This window comes from Cytobacillus dafuensis (genome assembly GCF_007995155.1).
GTDB classification, from domain to species: Bacteria; Bacillota; Bacilli; order Bacillales; family Cytobacillaceae; genus Cytobacillus; species Cytobacillus dafuensis.
The window spans coordinates 737,958-763,291 of sequence record NZ_CP042593.1; the positions used below are offsets into that span (position 1 = coordinate 737,958).

At 39.2% G+C, this 25,334-nt stretch carries 22 protein-coding genes; 18 read left to right on the forward strand and 4 right to left on the reverse strand.

The window, feature by feature from the left end; genetic code table 11:
* The first annotated feature begins 4 nt into the window (after positions 1–4).
* The 9 genes from purC (at position 5) to purD (ending at position 10,393) form a co-directional block, all read left to right on the forward strand.
* Positions 5–730 (forward strand): phosphoribosylaminoimidazolesuccinocarboxamide synthase, encoded by a 726-nt coding sequence (purC, locus tag FSZ17_RS03735; protein WP_057776936.1) that lies wholly within the window; start codon positions 5–7, stop codon positions 728–730.
* A complete protein-coding gene (purS, locus tag FSZ17_RS03740) occupies positions 718–972 on the forward strand; it encodes a phosphoribosylformylglycinamidine synthase subunit PurS (RefSeq protein WP_057776935.1) in 255 nt (84 codons plus the stop codon). The genes purC and purS overlap by 13 nt, the downstream gene beginning before the upstream one ends.
* On the forward strand, positions 969–1,655 hold the full coding sequence (gene purQ / locus FSZ17_RS03745; protein ID WP_057776934.1) for a phosphoribosylformylglycinamidine synthase subunit PurQ: 687 nt from the start codon (positions 969–971) through the stop codon (positions 1,653–1,655). The genes purS and purQ overlap by 4 nt, the downstream gene beginning before the upstream one ends.
* Complete coding sequence (purL, locus tag FSZ17_RS03750; RefSeq protein ID WP_057776933.1) at positions 1,639–3,855, forward strand: phosphoribosylformylglycinamidine synthase subunit PurL; 2,217 nt, start codon at positions 1,639–1,641, stop codon at positions 3,853–3,855. The genes purQ and purL overlap by 17 nt, the downstream gene beginning before the upstream one ends.
* Positions 3,840–5,255 carry an amidophosphoribosyltransferase gene (gene purF / locus FSZ17_RS03755; protein ID WP_057776932.1) on the forward strand — a complete coding sequence of 472 codons (1,416 nt, stop codon included), beginning with the start codon at positions 3,840–3,842 and terminating at the stop codon, positions 5,253–5,255. Before purL ends, purF begins: the two co-directional genes overlap by 16 nt.
* Positions 5,256–5,670: 415 nt before the next feature.
* Entirely contained in the window at positions 5,671–6,696 is a 1,026-nt protein-coding gene (gene purM / locus FSZ17_RS03760) for a phosphoribosylformylglycinamidine cyclo-ligase (RefSeq protein WP_057776931.1), read from the forward strand.
* A complete protein-coding gene (gene purN, locus FSZ17_RS03765; RefSeq protein WP_057776930.1) occupies positions 6,693–7,259 on the forward strand; it encodes a phosphoribosylglycinamide formyltransferase in 567 nt (188 codons plus the stop codon). The genes purM and purN overlap by 4 nt, the downstream gene beginning before the upstream one ends.
* Before the next feature lie 30 nt (positions 7,260–7,289).
* On the forward strand, positions 7,290–8,825 hold the full coding sequence (gene purH, locus FSZ17_RS03770) for a bifunctional phosphoribosylaminoimidazolecarboxamide formyltransferase/IMP cyclohydrolase (protein ID WP_057776929.1): 1,536 nt from the start codon (positions 7,290–7,292) through the stop codon (positions 8,823–8,825).
* A 293-nt stretch (positions 8,826–9,118) separates the two neighbouring features.
* Positions 9,119–10,393, forward strand: a complete 1,275-nt coding sequence (purD, locus tag FSZ17_RS03775) for a phosphoribosylamine--glycine ligase (protein WP_057776928.1) — start codon at positions 9,119–9,121, stop codon at positions 10,391–10,393.
* On the opposite strand, the gene FSZ17_RS24075 is transcribed toward purD, so the two are convergent.
* Positions 10,371–10,484: an EYxxD motif small membrane protein gene (locus FSZ17_RS24075; protein ID WP_407643422.1), complete on the reverse strand. Its 114-nt coding sequence runs from the start codon at positions 10,482–10,484 to the stop codon at positions 10,371–10,373. The genes purD and FSZ17_RS24075 overlap by 23 nt on opposite strands.
* Positions 10,485–11,153: 669 nt before the next feature.
* The gene (locus tag FSZ17_RS03780; RefSeq protein WP_057776961.1) at positions 11,154–11,435 is read right to left on the reverse strand and encodes a YgaP family membrane protein; all 282 of its coding nucleotides are present in this window, start codon (positions 11,433–11,435) and stop codon (positions 11,154–11,156) included.
* A 162-nt stretch (positions 11,436–11,597) separates the two neighbouring features.
* Here FSZ17_RS03780 and FSZ17_RS03785 point away from each other — a divergent pair, with 162 nt between their 5' ends.
* The 8 genes from FSZ17_RS03785 (at position 11,598) to pruA (ending at position 23,309) form a co-directional block, all read left to right on the forward strand.
* Positions 11,598–13,343, forward strand: a complete 1,746-nt coding sequence (locus tag FSZ17_RS03785) for an adenine deaminase C-terminal domain-containing protein (RefSeq protein ID WP_082625464.1) — start codon at positions 11,598–11,600, stop codon at positions 13,341–13,343.
* Positions 13,344–13,430: 87 nt separating this feature from the next.
* Complete coding sequence (locus FSZ17_RS03790; protein ID WP_057776963.1) at positions 13,431–14,492, forward strand: DUF3048 domain-containing protein; 1,062 nt, start codon at positions 13,431–13,433, stop codon at positions 14,490–14,492.
* A gap of 27 nt (positions 14,493–14,519) precedes the next feature.
* A complete protein-coding gene (locus FSZ17_RS03795; RefSeq protein WP_057776964.1) occupies positions 14,520–14,822 on the forward strand; it encodes a YerC/YecD family TrpR-related protein in 303 nt (100 codons plus the stop codon).
* A gap of 371 nt (positions 14,823–15,193) precedes the next feature.
* The gene (pcrB, locus tag FSZ17_RS03800) at positions 15,194–15,868 is read left to right on the forward strand and encodes a heptaprenylglyceryl phosphate synthase (protein ID WP_057776965.1); all 675 of its coding nucleotides are present in this window, start codon (positions 15,194–15,196) and stop codon (positions 15,866–15,868) included.
* Between the two features lie 139 nt (positions 15,869–16,007).
* Positions 16,008–18,233, forward strand: coding sequence for a DNA helicase PcrA (pcrA, locus tag FSZ17_RS03805; protein WP_057776966.1), 2,226 nt, complete (start codon positions 16,008–16,010; stop codon positions 18,231–18,233).
* Between the two features lie 18 nt (positions 18,234–18,251).
* Positions 18,252–20,258, forward strand: a complete 2,007-nt coding sequence (gene ligA, locus FSZ17_RS03810) for an NAD-dependent DNA ligase LigA (RefSeq protein ID WP_057776967.1) — start codon at positions 18,252–18,254, stop codon at positions 20,256–20,258.
* A 25-nt stretch (positions 20,259–20,283) separates the two neighbouring features.
* On the forward strand, positions 20,284–21,432 hold the full coding sequence (locus tag FSZ17_RS03815) for a CamS family sex pheromone protein (protein WP_057776968.1): 1,149 nt from the start codon (positions 20,284–20,286) through the stop codon (positions 21,430–21,432).
* A gap of 329 nt (positions 21,433–21,761) precedes the next feature.
* Positions 21,762–23,309 carry an L-glutamate gamma-semialdehyde dehydrogenase gene (gene pruA, locus FSZ17_RS03820; protein WP_146846370.1) on the forward strand — a complete coding sequence of 516 codons (1,548 nt, stop codon included), beginning with the start codon at positions 21,762–21,764 and terminating at the stop codon, positions 23,307–23,309.
* A 120-nt stretch (positions 23,310–23,429) separates the two neighbouring features.
* On the opposite strand, the gene FSZ17_RS03825 is transcribed toward pruA, so the two are convergent.
* Complete coding sequence (locus FSZ17_RS03825; protein ID WP_057775749.1) at positions 23,430–23,825, reverse strand: hotdog domain-containing protein; 396 nt, start codon at positions 23,823–23,825, stop codon at positions 23,430–23,432.
* 224 nt (positions 23,826–24,049) lie between these two features.
* Between FSZ17_RS03825 and FSZ17_RS03830 the strand changes: the two genes are divergently transcribed.
* Positions 24,050–24,232, forward strand: a complete 183-nt coding sequence (locus FSZ17_RS03830) for a hypothetical protein (protein WP_057775750.1) — start codon at positions 24,050–24,052, stop codon at positions 24,230–24,232.
* A 182-nt stretch (positions 24,233–24,414) separates the two neighbouring features.
* Here the strand turns inward: FSZ17_RS03830 and FSZ17_RS03835 are convergent, their stop codons facing one another.
* On the reverse strand, positions 24,415–24,762 hold the full coding sequence (locus tag FSZ17_RS03835) for a DUF4181 domain-containing protein (RefSeq protein ID WP_057775751.1): 348 nt from the start codon (positions 24,760–24,762) through the stop codon (positions 24,415–24,417).
* Positions 24,763–25,334 lie beyond the last annotated feature (572 nt).

The following is a 25,334-nucleotide window of genomic DNA, read 5'->3' on the forward strand; positions in this document are numbered from 1 at the left end:
CGTCATGGAAAAAGGATCATTGTTATACGAAGGGAAAGCGAAAAAGGTTTACGAGACAAATGATGAAAATATTGTTTGGATCGAGTATAAAGATTCAGCGACTGCCTTTAATGGTGAAAAGAAAGCGAGCATCGACGGAAAAGGTCGTTTGAATAACGAGATTACAAGTTTGCTATTTTCGAAGCTTAAAGAATTAGGCATTGATTCTCACTTCATAAGCAAGATTTCAGAAACGGAGCAGCTTGTAAAAAAAGTAGCCATTATCCCGCTTGAAACAGTAGTCCGAAATGTTTCCGCCGGAAGCTTTGCGAAAAGATTAGGGGTGGAAGAAGGAAAACCTCTCACAAGAACGATTGTGGAATTTTACTATAAAGACGATGACCTAGGAGATCCGTTATTGACGGAAGACCATATTGAAATCCTTCAGCTTGCCAGCAAGGAAGAAGTTGAAATAATTAAAGAAAAAGCACTAAAAGTGAACTCAGTATTAACGGAATTTTTCAAAGAGTTAGGAATACGACTAGTGGATTTTAAGCTCGAGTTTGGAAAAGATCAAAGCGGAGCTATTCTGCTTGCTGATGAAATCTCTCCAGATACTTGCCGACTTTGGGATATCGCTACAAATGAAAAGCTAGATAAAGACGTATTCCGTCGTGATCTTGGAAGTTTAACAGATGCCTATGAAAATATTTTATCCAGACTAGGAGGCCAAAAAGTATGTACAAAGTAAAGGTATTCGTCACATTAAGAGAAAGTGTATTAGATCCACAAGGAACAGCTGTAAAAAACTCCTTACACACAATGAATTACAACGAAGTATCAGATGTCCGCATCGGGAAATTCATGGAATTAAATATTGAAAAGTCTGATCGTGATGTAGAAGAAATCGTTAAAGAAATGTGTGAGCGTTTATTAGCAAATGTCGTTATTGAAGATTACCGTTTTGAAATCGAGGAGGCTGTTGCTCAGTGAGATTCGCGGTTATCGTATTTCCAGGATCGAATTGTGACGTAGACATGTATCATGCTGTGAAGGATGAGCTAGGTGCTGATGTAGAATATGTTTGGCATGATGCTGAAAACTTAGATGAATTTGACGGCATCCTTCTTCCAGGAGGCTTTTCATACGGGGATTATCTTCGCTCAGGAGCAATTGCACGTTTTAGCAATGTCATGAAGGAAGTTATGAAAGCAGCTGAAGCGGGGAAACCAGTACTTGGCGTTTGTAATGGATTTCAAATTTTATTAGAGGCTGGTCTTCTACCAGGTGCAATGAGAAGAAATGAAAGCTTAAAATTCATTTGCCGCCCAGTTGAATTAAAAGTCGAAAATAACGAAACAATGTTTTCCACTGCTTATGAGAAAGATGAAGTCATTACGATTCCAATCGCACATGGTGAAGGAAATTACTATTGTGATGAAGAAACACTTGCCAAATTAAAAGAAAATAATCAAATTGTTTTTACTTATAACGGCTCTAATCCTAATGGAAGCCTTGAAAATATTGCGGGTATTATCAATGAAAAAGGAAATGTCCTTGGAATGATGCCTCACCCTGAAAGAGCTGTTGATGAGCTATTAGGTGGTGCAGATGGTCTGAAGCTTTTTCAATCAATCGTAAAACAATGGAGGGAAGCACATGTCGTTAATGCTTGAGCCAAGTCCGGAGCAATTAAAGGAAATGAAAGTATATAAAGAAATGGGTTTAACAGACGAAGAGTTTGCGATGGTTGAAAAAATTCTTGGGCGTCTGCCGAATTACACAGAAATCGGCCTCTTCTCTGTTATGTGGTCAGAGCACTGCAGTTATAAAAATTCCAAGCCTGTTCTAAAAAAATTCCCTACTAAGGGTGAACGAGTTCTTCAAGGTCCTGGTGAAGGAGCTGGAATTGTTGATATCGGTGATGAACAAGCAGTTGTCTTTAAAATCGAAAGCCATAATCACCCTTCTGCGATTGAGCCTTATCAAGGAGCAGCAACGGGTGTAGGCGGGATTATTCGCGATGTGTTTTCAATGGGTGCAAGACCAGTAGCGATGCTGAACTCATTAAGATTTGGAGAATTAGATAATGCACGTACGAAATACCTTTTTAAAGAAGTAGTGGCTGGTATCGCTGGCTATGGGAACTGTATTGGGATTCCAACCGTTGGTGGAGAAATACAATTTGACCCAGCCTATGAAGGAAACCCGCTAGTCAATGCAATGTGTGTCGGCTTAATTGACCATAAAGATATTCAAAAAGGCCAAGCACATGGTGTTGGAAATACTGTGATGTATGTAGGAGCGAAAACGGGGAGAGATGGAATCCACGGAGCAACTTTCGCTTCAGAAGAATTAACAGATCAATCGGAAGAAAATCGCCCAGCCGTTCAAGTTGGCGATCCGTTTATGGAAAAGCTTTTATTAGAAGCATGTCTCGAGCTTGTTAAATCGGATGCACTTGTTGGAATTCAAGATATGGGAGCTGCTGGACTGACAAGCTCCTCTGCAGAAATGGCAAGTAAAGCGGGTTCAGGCATTGAGATGAATCTTGATCTTGTACCGCAACGGGAAACAGGCATGACAGCCTATGAAATGATGCTTTCCGAATCACAAGAGAGAATGTTAATCGTTGTGAAAAAAGGCCGAGAACAAGAAATTGTAGACCTTTTCTCCAAATATGATCTTGAAGCAGTTGCAATTGGTAAAGTTACAGATGATAAAATGCTGCGTCTTATTCATAATGGAGAAATTGTTGCGGATGTTCCAGCGGATGCTCTTGCTGAGGAGGCTCCGGTTTATCATAAACCATCACAAGAGCCAGCCTACTATCGTGAATATCAGGACATGGAAAATGATGTTCCAGCAGTAGAAGACTATAAAGAAACATTAATTAATCTATTGCAGCAGCCTACTATTGCAAGTAAAGAGTGGGTTTATGACCAATATGACTATATGGTACGCACAAATACAGTTGTTTCACCTGGTTCTGATGCGGCGGTTATTCGAATCCGCGATACAAAAAAAGGACTAGCGATGACAACAGACTGTAACTCTCGCTATATTTACCTTGATCCAGAAACAGGCGGAAAAATTTCTGTAGCGGAAGCAGCAAGAAACATCGTCTGCTCAGGTGGAGAGCCTTTAGCAATTACAGATGGCCTTAACTTCGGAAGCCCAGAAAAGCCTGAAATCTTCTGGCAGATTGAAAAAGCAGCAGATGGAATTAGTGCAGCCTGTCTTGCCTTAGATACTCCTGTAATTGGCGGAAATGTTTCTTTATACAATGAAACGAATGGTGAAGCGATTTATCCTACACCAATCATTGGAATGGTTGGCCTTGTTAAAGATTTAAATCATGTTACAACTCAAGCTTTTAAAGCAGCGGGAGACCTTATTTATCTTTTAGGAGAAACAAAGGATGAATTCGGTGGAAGTGAGCTGCAAAAGCTGACATACGGAAAGATATTTGGAAAAGCACCTGAGATCGATCTTGACATCGAAGGAAAGAACCAGAAGCAAGTGTTAAATGCTATACGTTCAGGTCTTGTGGCTTCTGCTCATGATGTAGCAGAAGGCGGATTAGCCGTTGCAATCGCTGAGAGCTTGATCGGTTCAAATGGCCTTGGTGCGAATGTTCAAATTTCAGGAAATAAAGTTTCGGCATTATTCAGTGAGTCCCAATCACGCTTCTTATTAACTGTCAAAAAAGAAAACCAACAACAGTTTGAAAGCTTAGTAGATGCAAAGCTAATAGGAGAAGTCTCGGAGCAACCAGTTCTTACTATCTCTTCAGAAGAAGGGCTTGTCTTAGCTGAGCAGGTTGAAGCGCTAGGGCAGGCTTGGAAAGGAGCCATCTCATGCTTGCTGAAATAAAAGGGTTAAACGAAGAATGTGGCGTCTTTGGCGTTTGGGGTCATCCAGATGCTTCTCAAATCACGTATTATGGCCTTCATAGTTTGCAGCATCGCGGGCAAGAAGGAACAGGGATGGTCGTAACGGACGGCAAGAAGCTGAAAGGAAAAAAAGGGGAAGGCCTCGTTAATGAGGTTTTTTCAGCTGAAGATATCAATGAGCTGAATGGTAAAGCTGCCATCGGACATGTAAGGTATTCGACAGCGGGTGGCGGCGGCTATGAAAATGTTCAGCCATTGCTGTTCCATTTCCAAAGCGGAAGCATGGGACTTTGCCATAATGGGAATCTAATCAATGCTACTGCTTTAAGAAATCAGCTTGAAGGACAAGGGAGCATTTTCCAAACAAGCTCAGATACAGAGGTATTAGCCCATTTGATCAGAAGGGGTGGATATGCCTCTTTCAAGGACAGGGTAAAATATGCTTTGTCCATGCTAAAAGGTGCTTATGCCTTTCTCGTTATGACAGAGACAGAATTAATGGTTGCCCTAGATCCAAATGGAATGAGGCCGCTTTCCTTAGGGAAAATTGGTGATGCTTATGTCGTGGCGTCTGAAACATGCGCTTTTGATATTGTTGGTGCCCAATTTATCCGCGATGTAGAGCCAGGTGAGTTACTGATCATTGACGACAATGGTGTTCGTTCAGAAATGTTTGCTATGGCGTCTAATATCGCCATGTGCACAATGGAATATATTTATTTCTCCCGCCCTGATAGCAATATTAACGGGATTAATGTTCATACAGCTCGTAAAAATTTAGGAAAACAATTAGCCTTTGAATTTCCAATTGAAGCTGATGTTGTAACAGGTGTCCCTGATTCGGGTACTTCTGTTGCGATCGGCTATGCAGAAGCAGCAGGTATTCCATATGAAATGGGTTTAATTAAAAACCGTTATGTCGGCAGAACCTTTATTAAGCCTTCTCAATCTTTACGGGAACAAGGGGTAAAAATGAAGCTCTCTCCGGTAAGAGGTGTCGTCGAAGGGAAAAGGGTTGTAATGGTCGATGATTCGATTGTACGAGGCACGACTAGTCGTAGAATCGTTAACATGCTGAAAGAGGCAGGAGCAACTGAAGTTCATGTTCTGATCAGCTCCCCTCCAATTCAACATCCATGCTTCTATGGAATAGACACATCAACAAAAGAGGAATTAATCGCAGCTAATTATTCAATTGAAGAAATAAGACAAATGATCGGGGCCGATTCATTATCCTTCCTTAGTGTAGAGGGTACCGTTAAGGCAATTGGACGAAAAGAAGTAGGAGATACTTGTGGTCAATGTCTTGCTTGCTTCACAGGCAAATACCCGACAGAAATTTATCCTTCATCTATTGATAATCAAGTCCCTACTTGCTAATGACATGATAAAAGAAAGCGGCATTGTAAGATGTCGTTTTTCTTTTCAAAAGTAATTGTAACTTTATGTAAAATGGTTTTACATTTGTGTACTCGGAAAATAAATAATGCTAATTTGTTGTTGATTGGAGCGGAAATCAACAGGGAAGTTTAACATAGTCTTACTAAAATTCCTGTTTTAAAAGATAGAAAGTTTAACTTTTTTCAAATTAGAGAAATGTCTAGCTCCAGCGCCTCCCCCCGACGTACAGGACGTACTAGTGTCGACAATGCGACAGGACGTCGCGCTTTTGTCGACCTCGAGGTCATAAGTCAGTCCACCAAGAAGGTTAAAGAACAACCTTCTAGTCAGCCTGTCTTATGCTTGTCGGGGGTGAGCAAGGCGTTTGCGCTTTTCTATATTAGGAGGAACAAGGATGGCAAATGCTTATAAACAAGCCGGAGTAAATATTGAAGCAGGCTACGAAGCAGTATCTCGTATGAAGAAACATGTAGAGAAAACGATTCGCCCTGGAGTGCTTGGCGGCCTAGGCGGCTTTGGTGGAATGTTTGATTTATCTGTTCTGAATTTAAAGGAGCCTGTTTTAGTATCTGGGACAGATGGTGTTGGGACAAAATTGATGCTGGCTTTTATGATGGATAAGCATGATACGATCGGGATTGATGCGGTTGCCATGTGTGTGAATGATATTGTCGTTCAAGGTGCTGAGCCAATTTACTTTTTAGATTATATTGCTTGCGGTAAAGCCGATCCTGTTAGAATCGAAGCCATTGTCAAAGGAATTGCAGATGGCTGTGAGCAGGCAGGCTGCGCTCTTGTTGGCGGGGAAACGGCAGAAATGCCAGGCATGTACAGCGAGGAAGAATATGATCTTGCTGGATTTTCTGTAGGTGCCTGTGAAAAAAAAAATATGATCACTGGTGCGGATATCAAGGCGGGAGATGCCTTAATTGGTCTTGCGTCAAGCGGGATTCACAGCAATGGATACTCCCTTGTGAGAAAGCTATTTTTCGAGAAAGCCAATATGGCCTTAACAGATTATGTGGATGAATTAGGCTGCACTTTAGGCGAGGAGCTTTTGCGCCCCACTCGAATCTATGTAAAATCAATTTTATCTGCCTTAGAAAAGTTCAAAATTAAAGGAATGGCGCATATTACAGGCGGTGGTTTTATTGAAAATATCCCGCGTATGCTGCCGGATGGATTAGGTGCTGAGCTTATTGAAAAAAATTGGGAAGTGCCTGCAATATTTAAGCTTATGCAATCAATTGGGGATTTGGACTGGAAAGAAATGTACAATATTTTCAACATGGGAACAGGTATGGTTGTGGCTGTTGACAAGGCAGAGGCAGATGAGGTTATTCATCATTTTAACGAACTCGGCGAGAAAGCATATCTTCTAGGGACAGTAGCCGAGCAGGAAGGTATTGAAATAAAATGAAGAATATCGCAGTATTTGCTTCCGGAAGCGGCTCAAATTTTCAGGCCATTATAGATGAAGTGAAGAAGGGTGAGCTTCAAGCTAACTTAAAGCTATTAGTATGTGACAAGCCAAATGCATTTTGTATTGAGAGAGCGACGAATGAAGACATTCCTTATTTTACTTTTTCAGCAAAGGATTATGCTGGAAAAGAAGAGTATGAGAATGAAATCCTAAAAAAATTAAAAGAAAATAAGATTGAATTTATTGTGCTAGCAGGCTATATGAGACTTATTGGACCAATACTTCTTAAAGAGTTTGAAGGGAGAATCGTGAATATCCACCCTTCACTGCTTCCAGCCTTCCCAGGCAAGGATGCAATTGGTCAAGCTCTAAACGCTAATGTGAAAAAGAGTGGCGTGACCATTCATTTCGTAGATGAGGGTATGGATACTGGCCCAATCATTGCTCAACAAGAGGTCGATATAGATTCAGCTGAAACAAGAGAGAGCCTTCAAGAAAAAATTCATGAAATTGAGCATCAGCTATATCCTGCAGTTCTGAAGAAATTATTTTCCAAATAAAAGCAGCTCATAAAATAGGGAGGATATTCGATGAAAAAGCGTGCACTCATCAGTGTTTCCGATAAAAAAGGTGTAACAGAATTTGCCAAGCAATTACATGAGCTCGGCTTTGAGATCATTTCCACAGGCGGTACGAAAAAAGCATTAGAGGAAAGTGATGTACCTGTAATCGGTGTAAGTGATGTAACAGGATTTCCAGAAATTTTGGAAGGGCGGGTCAAGACGTTAAATCCGATGATTCACGGTGGATTGCTTGCAAAGTTTGGTGAGTCCTCCCATCAACAACAAATGGAAGAGCATCAAATTCAGCCAATTCATGTCGTTTGTGTCAATTTATACCCATTCCAGCAAACGATAGCAAAACCTGATGTAACGACTGAGGATGCGATTGAAAATATCGATATTGGCGGTCCAGCTATGCTGCGTGCTTCTGCTAAAAATCATGAGTACGTTACAGTTGTAGTCGATCCAGCTGATTATGAAATCGTCTTAGCTCAATTAAAGGATGCAGGAGAGGTACAAAAGGAAACTCGCCGCAAGCTTGCTGCAAAGGTATTCCGCCATACTGCTGCTTATGATGCCATGATCGCTGACTATATGACAAAGCTAGCAAACGAGGAAGCTCCTGAAAAGCTAACGGTCACTTATGAACTAAAGCAATCATTAAGATATGGAGAAAACCCTCATCAAAAAGCGGCTTTTTATCGCAAGCCTTTAGGTTCGGAATTTTCGATTGCCAACGCGGAACAATTACACGGAAAAGAGTTATCCTACAATAATATTAACGATGCAGATGCAGCTCTCCAAATCGTTAAAGAATTCACAGAGCCAGCGGCAGTCGCTGTTAAGCATATGAATCCATGCGGAGTTGGAAGCGGTGCAACCATTTTCGATGCTTTCTCAAAAGCATTTGCGGCAGATCCAGTTTCTATTTTTGGGGGAATTATTGCTCTAAATAGGGAAGTAGATGATGCAACAGCACAAAAACTTTATGACATTTTCCTTGAAATTATTATTGCTCCATCTTTTTCAAAAGAAGCTTTAGCTATTTTGACAGGCAAAAAGAATCTTCGTCTATTAACAATTCCTTTTCATGTACAGGAAAAAGAAGAAGTAAAGCTAACTTCAATTGAAGGCGGATTGCTTATCCAACAATACGATCAATTAACGCTTGAAGATGCGGAAGTTTCCATTCCAACGAAAAGAGAGCCAACTAAGGAAGAATGGGAAGCACTAAAGCTTGGTTGGAAAGTGGTTAAGCATGTGAAATCTAATGCGATTGTCGTTAATAATGCAGACATGACTCTTGGTATTGGAGCAGGCCAGATGAACCGTGTGGGAGCAGCAAAAATTGCCCTTGACCAAGCTGGAGAAAAGGCAGTCGGAGCAGCGATGGCATCAGATGCCTTTTTCCCGATGGATGATACGGTAGAAGCAGCTGCAAAAGCGGGGATTACGGCAATTATTCAGCCAGGTGGTTCTGTTCGTGACGAGGATTCGATTAAAAAAGCTGACGAATATGGAATTGCCATGGTGTTCACAGGAGTAAGACATTTTAAACATTAGAAAAACTTGGCGTTCGCCAAGTCTTTTTTGGCGAATGTCTTAGTTTTTCTTATGCGATCTTATTAGCAGATATTTAATTAAAAACACACTTTACCTTAGACTTTAATAAACTTAAAATTTCCTATTAGCTTAGAAAAACTTGGCATTCGCCAATTCCTTTTTGGTGAATGCCTTAGTTTTGCTTATGCGATATTGTTTGCAGGGAATCTAATAGAAAATTGACATCACTTTAGTACGTTAATAAATTTGAACTTTCCTATTAGCTTAGAAAAACCTTGTGGAGGTTGTTTTAAATGAATGTATTAGTCATAGGAAGAGGCGGCCGTGAGCACGCAATTTGCAGAAAGCTTTCTGAAAGTCCGTCCGTTGAAAAAGTATTCGCAGCACCGGGCAATGCAGGAATGGACGATGTCGCAAAGCTTGTAGAAATAATGGAGAATGAACAGGATAAGCTTGTTCATTTCGCTAAGGAAAATGAAATTGGCTTAACTGTAATTGGACCGGAAGTACCTCTTCTTGAAGGGTTATCTGATCGTTTTCAGGAAGAAGGACTAACCGTTTTTGGTCCAAAAAAGGAAGCTGCCTTAATTGAAGGAAGCAAATCCTTTGCGAAGGATTTAATGAAAAAATACAATATTCCAACTGCTGAGTATGCTGTTTTTTCTACTTACGAGGAAGCAAAAGCATATTTAGAAGAAAAGGGAGCACCAATTGTCATTAAAGCAGATGGGCTTGCGGCAGGAAAAGGGGTTACAGTCGCGATGACCATCGAAGAGGCAAGAGCAGGCTTAGAAGAAATGCTGTTAAATGAGCGATTTGGTGATGCGTCTTCAACGGTTGTATTAGAGGAGTTTTTGACAGGTGAGGAAATATCCTTGATGGCTTTTGTAAATGGTGAAACAGTTATTCCACTCGAAATAGCTCAAGACCATAAAAGAGCCTATGATGGTGATAAAGGTCCGAACACGGGCGGCATGGGGGCATATTCTCCTGTTCCTCATATTAGCCGTGACATCGTAAAGGATGCTGTTGAGAACATATTAAAGCCGACTGCAAAAGCCCTTGTTCAAGAAGGAAGATCATTTTGCGGTGTTTTATATGCGGGTCTTATTATTACAGAAGCCGGTCCTAAAGTCATTGAGTTTAATGCTCGATTTGGCGATCCTGAAACGCAGGTCGTTCTGCCAAGAATGAAATCAGATTTAGCTCAAGTCATGTTATCACTTATTAATGGAGAATCACCTGACATCGTTTGGGATGAACAAGCCATGTTGGGAGTCGTTGCCGCTTCAGTCGGATACCCAGAAGAATATAAAAAAGGTGCTATTTTAGCTGGACTACAAGACTTAAGCGATGACGCTGCTTTCGTTTTCCATGCCGGCACTGACAAAAATAGTTCCGGGGAATATACGACAAACGGTGGTCGAGTTCTTCTAGTAGCTGCAAAAGCTAAATCCTTAAAGGAAGCTCAAGAAAAGGTTTACTTGCAATTAAACAAACTTCATTGTGAAGGTATTTTTTATCGTAAGGATATAGGATATAAGGCTATCTCGCACGTTTTTTCTTAGACTTTCGCATATACACAAAAAGTAAAGCGACGATGCCTCCGATTAAAGCAATTAAAACAAAGGACATATCTGTTAAATATTCAATAAACATATATGGCAACTCCTTTATATTCAGCCTCCATAATTGGGGGCTTTCTTTTTTAAGCTTTTTTGAGCTGGAGAAGCGTCTAGCTTATTTTTAATTTATGGCTCATGAGAGATGAGACCACTTATGACAGGCTTCCAAAGAAAAGTGGTCACAAAGAGCGTTTATGAGACCACTTATGACAGGCTTCCAAAGAAAAGTGGTCACAAAGAGCGTTTATGAGACCACTTATGACAGGCTTCCAAAGAAAAGTGGTCACAAAGAGCGTTTATGAGACCACTTATGACAGGCTTCCAAAGAAAAGTGGTCACAAAGAGCGTTTATGAGACCACTTATGACAGGTATCCAAAGAAAAGTGGTCACAAAGAGTGTTTATGAGACCACTTATGACAGGTATCCAAAGAAAAGTGGTCACAAAGCGCGTTTATGAGACCACTTATGACAGGTATCCAAAGAAAAGTGGTCACAAAGAGTATTTATGAGACCACTTATGACAGGTATCCGAAGAAAAGAGGTCACAAAGAGCGTTTATGAGACCGCTTATGACAGGATTCCGAAGAAAAGAGGTCACAAAGAGCGTTTATGAGACCACTTATGACAGATATCCAAAGAAAAGTGGTCACAAAGAGTGTTTATAAGACCACTTATGACAGATATCCGCCGTAAAGAGGTCATTTAAGTTGGATTATATGGAATCATTTCTTCGAGTTCCTTATTCCCTACTATATCCTGTCTTTCTTTATTCAATTGTTCTTGTCCACATTGAAAAAGGGCAGTAACTGGGCAATATCGAACAATACCCTCTGCAACCTTCATTGCTCCGAGGATTGCGAATAGTAAGTTTGATTGACGCCAAGGCCTAGTTACAAGTCTTGCAGTTGAGCATGAAAGGACTGTGAGTCCGATCGTAATTCGGATCAATGCATTAACGTTGCCGATATTCGTTTTACAATTCATTACACTTACCCCACTTTCCAAAAAATTATACAAACATTTCTATTTCTTTAATGCGTTAAATTGCGACGTGTGATAATATTATTAAGAAATGAAAGGGCTTTCTTTCATAAATTAGAATACATAAACAACAAAGTCTAAATAAAAACAGAGGGAGGGATTCTAGTGCTGGAACAGCGTTATCGTTGGAAAAATAAGCACTTGCGTGATCATGTTTCCATATTGGATGGCAAACTATCACCGACATTATTACTTAAAAACGCTCGATATCTAAATCACGCATTTCGCAAGTGGAAACATGCGAATATTTGGATATACAATGATCGCATTGTCTATGTAGGTGAGATGTTACCTGAGAACATAGATCAATGCGAAATCATGGATTGTGATGGCTTAGTGCTTGTTCCAGGATATATTGAGCCCCATGCCCATCCGTTTCAATTATATAATCCCCATACGTTAGCCAGCTATGCATCTCAATTTGGTACTACAACTTTGATTAATGATAATTTAATGCTTGCTTTACAGCTGGATAAAAAGAAAGCGTTTTCTTTCCTGAGGGAAATGCGGAATATTCCTTCAACTATGTATTGGTGGTGCCGATTTGATGCACAAACAGAAATACATAATGAAGAATTGATCTTCTCTCATGGCAATGTAAAATCATGGCTAGAGCATGATGCTGTTTTGCAGGGCGGAGAATTAACAGGCTGGCCGAAGCTGCTAGATGGCGATGATTTAATGCTGCACTGGATTCAGGAAGCTAAGCGAATGCGAAAGAAAATTGAGGGACACTTCCCAGGTGCATCTGAAAAAACATTAGCGAAATTAATGCTGCTAGGTGCCGATTGTGATCATGAAGCCATGACAGGAAAGGATGTCTATAATCGTTTAATGCAAGGATATACGGTTTCTCTTAGATATTCATCCATCCGTCCTGATTTGCCGATTTTATTAGAAGAAATGCATCAGATGGGCATTAATCATTATGATCAAATGATCTTTACAACCGATGGGTCCTCTCCTTCCTTTTACGAACAGGGAATGATCGATCAAATGATTCGAATCGCCATTGATAAGGGCGTTCCTATTATGGATGCGTATAATATGGGAACGATTAATATAGCTCGTCATTATAATATTGAATATTTACATGGGAACATCGCGACAGGAAGAATTGCTAATATCAATTTTCTTACTGACGAAACAAATCCGACCCCAATTTCGGTATTGGCGAAAGGAAAATGGGTTAAGAGGGATGGAAAGCCAATAGAAGAGGACATTAAGCCCTTGTCTTGGAAGGATGAAGGCTTCGAACCTTTACAAATTAACTGGGAACTTGATCAAGATGACTTACAATACTCCATGCCGTTTGGAATCAAAATGGAGAATACAGTAATTATGAAGCCTTATTCGATTTCGATTGATGTATCCGTTGATCAATTATCCACTTCTCATGATGAATGTTTTTTTATGCTTGTAGATCGACATGGGAAATGGAGAATTAATACTTTGCTAAAAGGCTTCGCAACTGATTTAGATGGATTTGCTAGTTCTTTTTCAAATACTGGTGATTTCATTTTAATCGGAAAAAACAAGGGTGATATGATTAATGCTTTTCATCGTATGAAAGAAATAGGCGGGGGAATAACAGTTTCTGAAAATGGCAGCATCGTTCAGGAAATTCCGCTAAATATTCTAGGTGTCATGTCAGATGAAAAGGTAGAAAGTATCATTAAAAAGGAAAATGAACTTCGTCATTATTTAAGAGAAAAAGGCTATAAGCATGCAGATCCTATTTATTCACTTCTGTTCTTCTCGTCTACCCATTTGCCGTATATTCGGGTTACACAGCAAGGAATATATGATGTGATGAATAAAACAGTACTCTTTCCAACGATAATGCGTTAAAATATAAAAGGAAAACCAATAAAGTACATCCATGAACTAGCGAAAGATTTATGATAATCCTAAACTTAATTATACTGGGGTGTCTTTATGTCTAAAAAATGGATGGCTGCTCTCATAGTAACAATGCTATTAGCAGCAGGATGCAGTAAAAATGATCAATCGAACGTCGATAAAGAAGATACTCAAGATCAGACTGCGGAAGAGGGCATGAAAGAGGTTTCAGAAGAGAAGGAGTTACCTTTTCATTTTCCACTAACAGGACTTGGAACAGAGGAACAAGCGAGTGGCCGTTCAGTTGCTGTCATGATTAATAACCATCCAAAAGCCCGTCCACAATCGGGACTGAATCAAGCTGACATTGTCTATGAATTACTAGCAGAAGGTGATGTTACTCGTTTTCTTGCTATTTTTCAAAGTGAAGAGCCAAAGAAAATTGGGCCAGTAAGAAGTGCAAGGGATTATTATATGGAGCTGGCGAAAGGTTTTGATAGTCTTTATATTGCCCATGGGTATAGTCCTGATGCGAAGGCGCTGATCGATAAAGGCTATATTGATAACTTAAATGGTATGAACTATGATGGAACTCTATTTAAACGGGCCAGCGACCGTAAAGCTCCACATAATTCTTATATTTCTTTTGAAAATGTGCTCAAGGGAGCGGAGCAAAGAAAATATGAGATGGACAAGCCTCCTTCGTCCCTTACTTTTTTGAATAAGAAAGAAGTAGAGGAAATAAATGGTGAAGAAGCAAAATCAGTGATGGTCACCTATTTTAACAATAGTATATTTAATTCTATTTATGAATACGATGAAGCTTTAGAAAAGTATAAGAGGTATTCGAATGGTGAATTAACAGCAGATCATGAATCTGGTGAACCATTGCTGCTGGATAATATTTTCATTGTTGAAGCGGAGCATAGAGTGATTGATAACGTAGGCCGCAGATCCATTAACCTAACCTCTGGAGGCAAGGGTTATCTGATACAGAAGGGGAAATGGAATGAAGTAGAGTGGGAGAATATAGACGGAAAAATTCTGCCAGTATTAAAGGGGAATAAGGTTGGACTTGTACCGGGGAGAACTTGGATAAATATTATTCCATCCACCCCAGGATTAGAGCAAAGCATTTCATTCGATGTAAAAGAATAGAATATACAATTAAAGGAGCATGAATATATGCAAATTGATAAATTAAGAGGTAAAGAACTCGATCAGTTGTTTAAATCTGTTTTGTCTTTAAAAGATTTAGAAGAGTGCTATCGTTTTTTTGATGATCTTTGTACAGTTAATGAAATTCAATCACTTGCACAGAGGCTTGAGGTTGCTCGTATGCTTCGAGAAGGTAAAACCTATCATAAAATTGAAACAGAAACAGGTGCAAGTACTGCTACAATTTCTCGTGTAAAGCGCTGCCTTAATTATGGAAACGATGCTTATGAAATGGCATTAGAACGAATTAAAGAAGACGAAGCAAAATAAAAGATCAACCTAATTGAAATTATCAAGCTGCAGGTAAAGATTGCCTGCGGCTTTTTTCGCTAATAAGAAAATTTCAGTTAATTAACGTTCTAAAGTAAAGTGCATGTTCAATTAAATATCTGCTTAAAAGATCGCATAAGAAAAACTAAGGCGTTCGCCAAAAAGGACATGGCGAACGCCAAGTTTTTCTAATATGCAAATGGTGAACTCAGACAATAAAATAGAATAGTGGACAATAACTTATTTTTATAAAAAAAAGTGAGAGAAGGTACGGATTTTTTTTCTAATTAAGAGACTCTTCGCATTACTTTTTGATTCATTTCACAAGTGTTATAATGATGAAATGGAATGATAGAATGGGGGAAGTATGGATGTACGATGTTCACGAGTGGCGCCATGTGTTTAAGCTCGATCCAGATAAATATATTTCGGATGATGATTTAGAAAAAGTTTGTGAGTCGGGAACGGACGCGATTATCGTCGGTGGAACAGATGGGGTTACATTGGATAAAGTGCTTGATTTAATGATGCGTATCCGCCGATATACAGTTCCATGTGTCTTAGAGGTGTCATCTATTGAATCGATCACACCTGGCTTTGATCTATATTTTATTCCGACGGTTTTAAATAGCAGTGAGACAAAATGGCTGACAGGACTTCATCATGAGGCAGTGAAAGAATACGGAGAAATTATGAACTGGGAAGAAATTCTTGTTCAAGGCTATTGTATTCTTAATGAAGACTGTAAAGCAGCTAAGCTAACGAATGCAAATGCAAATTTAACTTATGACGATGTAAAGGCATACGCTATGATGGCAGAAAAAATGTTTCATCTCCCTATTTTTTATTTAGAATATAGCGGGAATTATGGAGATCCCCAAATGGTATCAGAAGTAAGTAAAACGTTAGAGGATACAACATTATTCTATGGCGGGGGAATTGAAACAGCTGAACAGGCGAAAGAAATGGCAGCCTATGCGGACGTAATTGTTGTTGGAAATATTATTTATGATAATCTAGAAGCTGCTCTCGAGACGATTTTATAACGGTGTCAGGCACCGTTCGTGGACAAATCACCATTTTGTACGTGTGGAATGTACATGTTGATTTGGCTAGTTTCACAATCAATGAAAATATAATATAATTAAAATAGAACGTATGTTTGTATGGTGGTGAAGGATAGAAATGAATTTTTTAACAGATAAGCTATTAAACGGATTAAATCCAGAACAGCAAAAAGCCGTAAAGGCAACAGACGGCCCACTTTTACTTATGGCCGGGGCTGGAAGTGGAAAAACAAGAGTATTAACCCATCGTATTGCTTATTTGATGGTGGAAAAGAGAGTCAATCCTTATAATATTTTGGCTATTACCTTTACGAATAAAGCTGCACGGGAGATGCGTGAAAGAATCCAAAAGATGATGGGCGGCGTTGCAGAGGAGATTTGGATATCAACCTTTCACTCGATGTGTGTACGGATTTTAAGAAGAGATATCGACAGGATCGGCTTTAACCGCAATTTTACGATTCTAGATACAACGGATCAGCAATCCGTAATTAAAGGGATCTTGAAGGATAAAAATCTAGACCCGAAAAAATACGATCCTCGTGCATTGCTTGGATCAATTAGCTCTGCCAAAAATGAACTAACAACACCCGAGGAATATGCAAAGACATCAGGTGACTATTATCAGCAGGTTGTAAGTGATGTCTATACAGAATATCAAAAAAGGCTAAGAAGAAACCAAGCTTTGGATTTCGATGACCTCATTATGATAACCATTCAGCTATTCCAGCGTGTTCCGGAAGTGCTTGAGTACTACCAGAGAAAATTTCAGTATATCCATGTTGATGAATATCAAGATACGAACAGAGCGCAGTATATGCTAGTAAAGCTTTTAGCAGCTCGATTCAGAAACCTTTGTGTCGTCGGGGACTCGGATCAGTCCATTTATCGTTGGCGCGGAGCGGATATTGCGAATATCCTTTCATTTGAAAAAGATTATCCAAATGCTGAAGTCATTTTGCTCGAACAGAATTACCGTTCCACGAAAAGAATCCTTCTTGCTGCCAATGAGGTTATTTCAAGAAATATGAACAGAAAGCCGAAAAATCTTTGGACTGAAAATGATGAAGGGAATAAGATTTTTTACTACCGTGCGGACAGCGAGCAAGGTGAAGCTCAATTTGTTGTAGGAAAAATTAAAGAACTCACAAAAGATGGAAAGCGCAATTTATCTGACATTGCCATTTTATATCGGACGAACGCTCAGTCCCGTGTGATGGAGGAAGTGCTTCTGAAATCGAATATTGAGTACTCGATTGTCGGCGGCATTAAGTTCTATGACCGTAAAGAAATTAAAGATATTCTAGCCTATCTTCGCCTGATTGCGAATCCAGATGACGATATAAGTCTGCAAAGAATTATTAATGTACCGAAGCGTGGAATCGGTTCAGGGTCGATTGATAAAATGGCTAACTTCGCAATGCTTCATGATATGACTATGTTCCAAGCCTTGGATTCAATTGAATTGATTGGCTTGAGTCCTAAAATTACAAAGGCAGCAGCTGACTTTAGGGATTTAATCAAAAATTATACGCAAATGCAGGAATACCTTTCTGTTACTGAATTAGTAGAGGAATTGCTAGACAAATCTGGTTATCGTGAAATGCTTATTGCAGAGAAATCGCTTGAAGCGCAAAGTCGTCTCGAGAACTTAGAAGAATTCCTTTCTGTTACGAAAAACTTTGAAGAAGCAAGCGAGGATAAAAGCCTTGTTGCTTTTCTAACGGATTTAGCCCTTGTAGCAGATATTGATAAGCTCGATGAAGACGGAGAAAAGGCGGATGCCATTGTCTTAATGACACTCCATTCAGCAAAAGGACTAGAATTTCCTACCGTTTTCTTAATCGGATTAGAGGAAGGGGTGTTCCCTCACAGCCGATCCTTAATGGAAGAAGCGGAAATGGAAGAGGAACGCAGGCTTGCTTATGTGGGGATTACGAGAGCGGAGGAAGAACTCTTTATTTCCAATGCACAAATGCGGACATTATTCGGCCGCACGTCTATGAATGCGCCATCGCGTTTTATTAAAGAAATTCCGGAAGATCTATTAGATGGCCTAAAGCCGGTACAAAAATCTGGCTCTCCTTTTGGAAATTCAGCATTCGGCGCTTCATCTTCAAGGCCGCTGCAAAGAAAACCAGTAATTCGACCAGCTATGAACACTACGGGTGGAGATGAACTTGGTTGGAAGGTTGGAGACAAGGCGGTACATGGCAAATGGGGAACGGGTACGGTTGTGAGTGTAAAAGGAGAAGGGGAAGGAATCGAACTGGATATTGCTTTTCCAAAGCCGGTTGGCATTAAACGATTGCTTGCTAAGTTTGCTCCAATAACAAAAGGATAATAATGGGGGGTTGAATAAATGGACTTTCAAATGGCAGAAAAGAAAGTAAAGGAATTGCAAAATCTCCTAAACCAATATAATTATGAATACCATGTTCTTGATCAGCCGTCAGTATCGGATGCAGAATATGACCAGCTAATGAGAGAACTATCGGAATTAGAAAAGCGATATCCTGAGCTGAAAACTTTTGAATCACCAACACAGCGTGTAGGTGGAGAAGTTCTGGATATGTTCGAAAAAGTCCAGCACCAGTCTCAAATGCTTAGTTTGAGCAATGCCTTTAACGAACAGGACTTAATGGATTTTGACCGCCGTATTAGGCAACTTGTTGGGGATGACTTTTCCTATGTTTGTGAACTGAAAATAGATGGTTTGGCTATTTCGCTTCGCTATGAGCAAGGTCTATTTGTTCTAGGCGCAACAAGAGGTGATGGTTCGACAGGAGAGAATATTACAGCTAATTTAAGAACTATTCGTTCAATCCCTCTTCGATTGAAGCAGGAAGTGACACTTGAAGTTCGTGGAGAAGCCTTTATGCCAAGACGATCATTTGAGGCAATGAATAAGCAGAGAATGGAGAAGGGTGAAGAAGTTTTTGCCAATCCAAGAAATGCAGCTGCTGGATCCTTAAGGCAGTTAGATCCTCGCATTGCTGCCTCTCGGAATCTTGATATTTTCTTATATAACATAACAAATACAGGCGAAACGGAAATAGAATCGCATAGTGAAGCACTAGACTTTTTGGACACACTTGGATTTAAGACAAATAAGGAACGAAGAAAGTGTGAAAACATTCAAGAAGTCATCGAATATGTTCAAAAGTGGACCAATGAGCGTCCCAATTTACCCTATGATATTGATGGGATTGTAATAAAGGTTGACTCACTTGATCAGCAGCAAGAGCTTGGAGCAACAGCGAAAAGTCCTCGTTGGGCGATTGCTTATAAATTTCCTGCTGAAGAAGTCATTACGACTTTAAAGGGGATAGAGTTAAGCATAGGGAGAACTGGAGTTGTTACGCCAACAGCCATTCTAGATCCTGTCCGTGTTGCTGGAACAACCGTTCAGCGCGCTTCCCTTCATAATGAAGATCTCATTCGGGAAAAGGATATAAAAATCGGGGATCAGGTTGTGGTGAAAAAAGCAGGGGATATCATTCCAGAAGTTGTGAATGTACTTGCAGACCGAAGAACGGGTGAAGAAGTCGAATTTCATATGCCAACACACTGCCCTGAATGTGAAAGTGATCTTGTTCGACTTGACGGGGAGGTGGCATTACGCTGTTTAAATCCCAAATGTCCAGCCCAAATCCGTGAAGGCCTCATTCACTTCGTTTCTCGGAATGCCATGAATATTGACGGTTTAGGCGAAAAGGTCGTTGGTCAATTATTTTCTGAAAATCTTATTCAGGATGTAGCTGACTTATATAAGCTCACTTACGAGCAATTAATTAAATTAGAACGCATGGGAGAAAAATCGGTTAACAATTTACTAGAGGCGATTGAGGCTTCGAAGCAAAACTCCCTTGAAAAGCTATTATTTGGGCTTGGTATCCGACATGTTGGAGAAAAAGCAGCAAAAACATTAGCGCAAACTTTCGATACCTTAGAGAATCTTCATACTGCTACTCATGAACAATTGACAGCTATTAATGAAATTGGCGAGAAAATGGCCGATTCAATCGTCACTTTTTTTGAAATGGAAGAAGTGAAAGAGCTGATTCATGAGTTGAAAGCAGCAGGAGTAAATATGGTTTACAAGGGGCCTAAGCCTGTTTCGGCTGAAAACGCTGAATCGATTTTTGCCGGAAAAACGATTGTATTAACGGGAAAGCTAGAAAAACTGACTAGAAATGATGCGAAAGAAAGAATCGAGGCTTTAGGTGGAAAAATAGCGGGAAGCGTCAGTAAGAAAACGGATATTGTGATTGCCGGAGAGGATGCAGGGTCAAAGCTTACAAAGGCTCAAGAATTAGGAATCGACATTTGGAATGAGGAGAGACTTGTCGAAGAACTAATAGATTAAAACGTTAAAAGAGAGAGGGAATTCCGTGAAGAAAATAATGATGCTTGCTCTATCTCTCAGCCTTCTTCTTGCTGGTTGTGCGCCAAAATTTAATAAAGAGGAAGAAGTAGTCCAAGGTAAGATGGATGCTAAAGAGAAAGCAATCATTCCTAACTATAAAATTTCAGATAAATATTACCGTACTGTTTTACCCTTCAAACCTAGTGAGTCAAGAGGACTTGTCGTGGGAAACATTAATTCAAAATATGACATTAATGAATTCGAGACAGGGCTAATGAGAGTGGCTCAAAATGAGTATGATCCTGATAAGTATATATTTCAAGAGGGCCAGTATTTGAAAAAAGATACGGTTCGTTCATGGTTAAATCGAAAATTAACACCTGAACAATTAAAAGAAAAAAAGCTTTCGGAAGCTGAAAATTTAGGCCTTAACCCGATTGATAATGGGAAGGAAGAAACCCCTAAGTATTTAGCCCATATTTTAGAGCATAATTATTTAGTGAAAAATGATGAAGGTAAGGTTCAGTTAGAAGGGGTTGTCATTGGACTTGCACTGAATTCTACCTATTACTATCAAAAGGTTCAATATGGTCCTACCTATGAAACGAAAATTGACCATAAGGAACTTGAAAAAGAAGGAAAAAAGCTTGCGGAAGAAGTGTTAAAGCGATTAAGGAAAATTGAAGGTTTAGAAGAAGTGCCTATTACGATAGCTTTATTCGAACAGCAAAGCAAATCATCTGTTGTCCCAGGGAATTTCTTTGCTTATGCTAATGCTTCAAAGGGAAGTGCTAGCTTAGGAAGCTGGGAAAAAATAGATGAGAAATATGTCCAATTTCCATCAACAGAAGCAGACAAGCAGCATCGGGAGGATTTAACAGCCTTTTTAAACTTTAAACAGGATGTGGAATCTTATTTTCCGAATTTCAACGGAGTGATCGGAAAAGCCTTTTATGCAAATGGACAATTACAGGAGCTGTCCATTAATATTCCGATTCAATTTTATGGGAAAGCAGAAGGCATCGGCTTTACACAATATGTAACAGGTCTTATTATGCAGCATTTCCCAGAATATGTTTCGATTGAAGTTAATATAACCTCAGTAAATGGTCCTGAAGCCCTTATTGTACGAAAAGCAGATCAAAGTGAACCATTTGTTCATATTTATCAATAATATTTTTAGGCAAAGTTTTCGTGTATGAACGTTTAAAAGTTGAAGTGAATATTTTGGTAAGTTCTTCTAATGAGATCGCAGAAAACCTTGGCATTCGCGGCAGTGAATATGCTAATGCCAGGTTTTTCTTAAATTTTGAATGAAAATATTCTTAAATTTTGAATAACAATATTCTTGAATGTTTGAAGATTTGAATCAAAACATGATAGAATGAGTTTTGGATGCAAACGCTTTGCTGAAATAACAATAACTTACTTTGTTATTTACATTCATGGCGTGTTCATTTGTTATAATAAAAACGATAGGTAAATAAATGGAGGCGTTAAAAGATGGTACAACCTTACAAACATGAACCATTTACTAATTTTAAATTAGACGAAAATCGTCAAGCCTATTTAGCTGGTTTGAAAACAGTTGAAGGCTATTTAGGACAAGATTATGATTTAGTAATCGGTGGAGAGCGTATCTCAACGGAAGATAAAATCGTCTCTTATAACCCAGCAAACAAAACAGAAGTCATTGGACGTGTATCAAAAGCAAATCGCGACCTTGCTGAAAAAGCGATGCAAGAGGCTGTAGAAGCTTTCAAAACATGGAAAAAAGTGAAGCCAGAAACACGTGCTGATGTTTTATTCAAGGCAGCTGCGATCATCCGTCGCCGCAAGCATGAGTTCTCTGCCCTTTTAACAAAAGAAGCAGGGAAGCCATGGAATGAGGCTGATGCAGATACAGCAGAAGCTATTGACTTCTTAGAATTCTACGCACGTCAAATGCTTAAAATAAAAGACGGTGTGCCTGTAAACAGCCGTCCGAATGAATATAACCGTTATGACTATATTCCATTAGGAGTAGGAATCATCATTTCTCCTTGGAACTTCCCATTAGCGATCATGGCTGGAACAACTGTTGCGGCAATCGTGGCAGGAAATACAGTTCTATTAAAACCAGCGTCTACTACACCAGTTGTAGCAGCGAAATTCGTTGAAGTAATGGAAGAAGCAGGTCTGCCAAAAGGCGTTCTTAACTTCGTACCAGGAAGCGGTGCTGAAGTGGGCGACTATTTAGTTGACCATAAAGATACTCGTTTTATCAGCTTCACAGGTTCTCGTGATGTTGGTCTACGCATTTTCGAACGTTCATCCAAAGTAAACGAAGGTCAAATTTGGATGAAGCGTTTAATCGCAGAAATGGGCGGAAAAGATACAATCGTAGTAGACAAGGAAGCAGATCTTGAATTAGCTGCAACTTCTATTGTTGCTTCTGCATTCGGCTTCTCTGGTCAAAAATGTTCTGCATGTTCTCGTGCTGTAATCGTTGAGGATGTATACGATCAAGTGTTAAATCGTGTTGTTGAATTAACAAAAGAATTAACACAAGGTGATCCAGTAGATCAAAACAATTACATGGCAACTGTTATTGACCAAAATGCATTTGATAAAATCATGAGCTATATCGAGATTGGTAAGCAAGAAGGAAAGCTTATGACAGGTGGAGAGGGAGACGATTCTAAAGGCTACTTCATTAAACCGACTGTATTCGCTGACCTTTCACCAGATGCTCGCATCATGAAGGAAGAAATCTTCGGCCCTGTTGTCGGCTTCACAAAAGCAAAAGATTTCGATCATGCGATTGAAATTGCGAACGACACAGAATACGGCTTAACAGGTGCCGTTATCACAAATAACCGTGAAAACATCCAAAAAGCACGTGAAGATTTCCATGTAGGTAACCTATACTTCAACCGCGGCTGTACAGGCGCGATCGTAGGCTACCAGCCATTTGGCGGATTTAACATGTCAGGAACAGACTCTAAAGCGGGCGGCCCTGACTACATCATGCTTCATATGCAAGCAAAAACAACATCTGAAATGTTCTAATAAAGAATGTTTTTTAGAGTGACTTGTCTTTGGGACAGGTCACTCTTTTTAGGTTGATCATTTTCTATCTACAATCTTTAACAATCGTGCCAAATTGCTGAATATGGAAAATCTGAAAAACTATAAAAATGGCACCTCAGCTAGTATTACACCTGAAAAATCCCCTATTAATACTTCTTTTTCATTCTGATTTTTACATAAAAAAGATGCAGTAATAGCTGTTCTATTATTTTCTTGCCTTTCGTATTTTTCAACTTTAACTTCACAAATTATTGTATCTCCAGTAAACACAGGTCTTAAAAACTCGAAATTCATAGTACGGGCCAGTACGTTATGATCTCCACCTACTTTAGTTGGTAGAGTTGCCGTTAATAACCCTTGAACGACAAGTCTTCCCTGTTCATCTGGGGTTATATGATGAATCCCTTCATCACCTGAAATCTCTGTAAATAATTCAACATCCCTTACTGTAAAAGTCCTTTCAAACGTAATTATATCTCCTACTATTAATGGCATATAACTCTCCCTCCTAAGGTTTTATAATGGCTAATTATGATAAGGCAATTTTTTAATTTCCTCTAAAAAGTAATTCCTTCTTCCTTTGGAATTCTCCTTCTACTAATGGTACTTTAGTTTACGCTACATTAACCGCATCCTGCTGACGGTTCTGCCTCCATTTCTTTCCTTAATAAATACACAATTAAATTGAGAAGATAAAAGTTATCAGGAGGTGATAAAACTTGAACAATCAAACAGAATATACAAATACACAGAACCCTGGAAAAAATTCTTCCTTAGATGATAGAGGCCCATGTGGACGAGAAGGGGACACAACTTGTATTGGTGATATAACGTACGTATGTAAAAATGGTCGTTGGAAATCTACCTATGACTATTGTCAGGATGATAATACACCAACATAGATATCGATTTTGACACAAGTTTGTACGTCTTACCAATTTTTTATTATTTCTAAAAATATAATGACGATTTTCCTTCGACTTTATTAACCATCTGAAATTAAAAAGAGGATTGCCCTCAAGAAGGGGGGAACCCTCTTACTGAAAAGACGCGTTTATAAATAGCCGCGCCAGTTTATTGATTATCATAAAAGTATGTTAACTAACCCTACGCCAATAATTAGTACAATAATTGATACAATATATCTTCGGGAATCCTTTAAATACTTCCAATCAATAAATGATTGAAAACCTAAAGCTAATATTATAAAAATCATCCAAAACCACTTTATTACATCCCCTTCAACTTCATTTACTACAATAAAAATAATGATTGTGATAATACCGATAAGTGCCAATATTATTTTCCCGTATAGGTCAAAATCTTTAGCATTCTCTGGAAGTTCTTCTTTTATGTTTCCAGTTATGATTATTCTTAATATCCAATGAAAAAAGACAAGTATTAGACAAATAAATGAAGGAATTGCTCCCATAAAACCCCTCCAGTAACAGGGACCATTAAAACATTCCCCATCTTAAATCTTACACCGATTACTTGATACAGGCTTTTAAAAATATTAATTTCATTCCATAATCTGCGCCCGATTGTTTAATTACAATTCTTCACAAAAATCTAGGAAATAACCACCACACAATAAGAATGATACTCACTATCCCCCATACAGTGGTACCTACTATCCTCCAAACTATGGATCGGGTGGCTGAACTTTGATGGATCTTACTTTCCATATTTCTTGTTATAAAAACAAGAACAACAAATCCGATTATGATGAACCCAACAGCTATCCAAGATAATAAATCCACATTTTATCCCCCTTTTTTGTGAATTACCTTTCAAACCTGCTACGTAGTTCAAGTACATTCCTTCGCAATTTTTATACGCTTCATAGTGCAAAAGTTTCGAAACACTTATTGTATTTACACTGCATTCTCACCATATTTGTTCAACACAAGCACCATGATTTACACCACCCATCGGGTAGGTTTTCGTTAGCCGGACTGTTACGGTAAATTCTCACGCCTATTAGCCGAGCTTATAACACAC

What these genes read in the sequence shown, in the direction of transcription:
- purC (WP_057776936.1), top strand. Translation starts at nt 5, where the DNA reads ATGGAAAAAGGATCATTGTTATACGAAGGGAAAGCGAAAAAGGTTTAC.
- purS (WP_057776935.1), top strand. Translation starts at nt 718, where the DNA reads ATGTACAAAGTAAAGGTATTCGTCACATTAAGAGAAAGTGTATTAGAT.
- purL (WP_057776933.1), top strand. Translation starts at nt 1,639, where the DNA reads ATGTCGTTAATGCTTGAGCCAAGTCCGGAGCAATTAAAGGAAATGAAA.
- purF (WP_057776932.1), top strand. Translation starts at nt 3,840, where the DNA reads ATGCTTGCTGAAATAAAAGGGTTAAACGAAGAATGTGGCGTCTTTGGC.
- purM (WP_057776931.1), top strand. Translation starts at nt 5,671, where the DNA reads ATGGCAAATGCTTATAAACAAGCCGGAGTAAATATTGAAGCAGGCTAC.
- purN (WP_057776930.1), top strand. Translation starts at nt 6,693, where the DNA reads ATGAAGAATATCGCAGTATTTGCTTCCGGAAGCGGCTCAAATTTTCAG.
- purH (WP_057776929.1), top strand. Translation starts at nt 7,290, where the DNA reads ATGAAAAAGCGTGCACTCATCAGTGTTTCCGATAAAAAAGGTGTAACA.
- purD (WP_057776928.1), top strand. Translation starts at nt 9,119, where the DNA reads ATGAATGTATTAGTCATAGGAAGAGGCGGCCGTGAGCACGCAATTTGC.
- FSZ17_RS24075 (WP_407643422.1), bottom strand. Translation starts at nt 10,484, where the DNA reads ATGTTTATTGAATATTTAACAGATATGTCCTTTGTTTTAATTGCTTTA.
- FSZ17_RS03780 (WP_057776961.1), bottom strand. Translation starts at nt 11,435, where the DNA reads ATGAATTGTAAAACGAATATCGGCAACGTTAATGCATTGATCCGAATT.
- FSZ17_RS03790 (WP_057776963.1), top strand. Translation starts at nt 13,431, where the DNA reads ATGTCTAAAAAATGGATGGCTGCTCTCATAGTAACAATGCTATTAGCA.
- FSZ17_RS03795 (WP_057776964.1), top strand. Translation starts at nt 14,520, where the DNA reads ATGCAAATTGATAAATTAAGAGGTAAAGAACTCGATCAGTTGTTTAAA.
- pcrB (WP_057776965.1), top strand. Translation starts at nt 15,194, where the DNA reads ATGTACGATGTTCACGAGTGGCGCCATGTGTTTAAGCTCGATCCAGAT.
- pcrA (WP_057776966.1), top strand. Translation starts at nt 16,008, where the DNA reads ATGAATTTTTTAACAGATAAGCTATTAAACGGATTAAATCCAGAACAG.
- ligA (WP_057776967.1), top strand. Translation starts at nt 18,252, where the DNA reads ATGGACTTTCAAATGGCAGAAAAGAAAGTAAAGGAATTGCAAAATCTC.
- pruA (WP_146846370.1), top strand. Translation starts at nt 21,762, where the DNA reads ATGGTACAACCTTACAAACATGAACCATTTACTAATTTTAAATTAGAC.
- FSZ17_RS03825 (WP_057775749.1), bottom strand. Translation starts at nt 23,825, where the DNA reads ATGCCATTAATAGTAGGAGATATAATTACGTTTGAAAGGACTTTTACA.
- FSZ17_RS03835 (WP_057775751.1), bottom strand. Translation starts at nt 24,762, where the DNA reads ATGGGAGCAATTCCTTCATTTATTTGTCTAATACTTGTCTTTTTTCAT.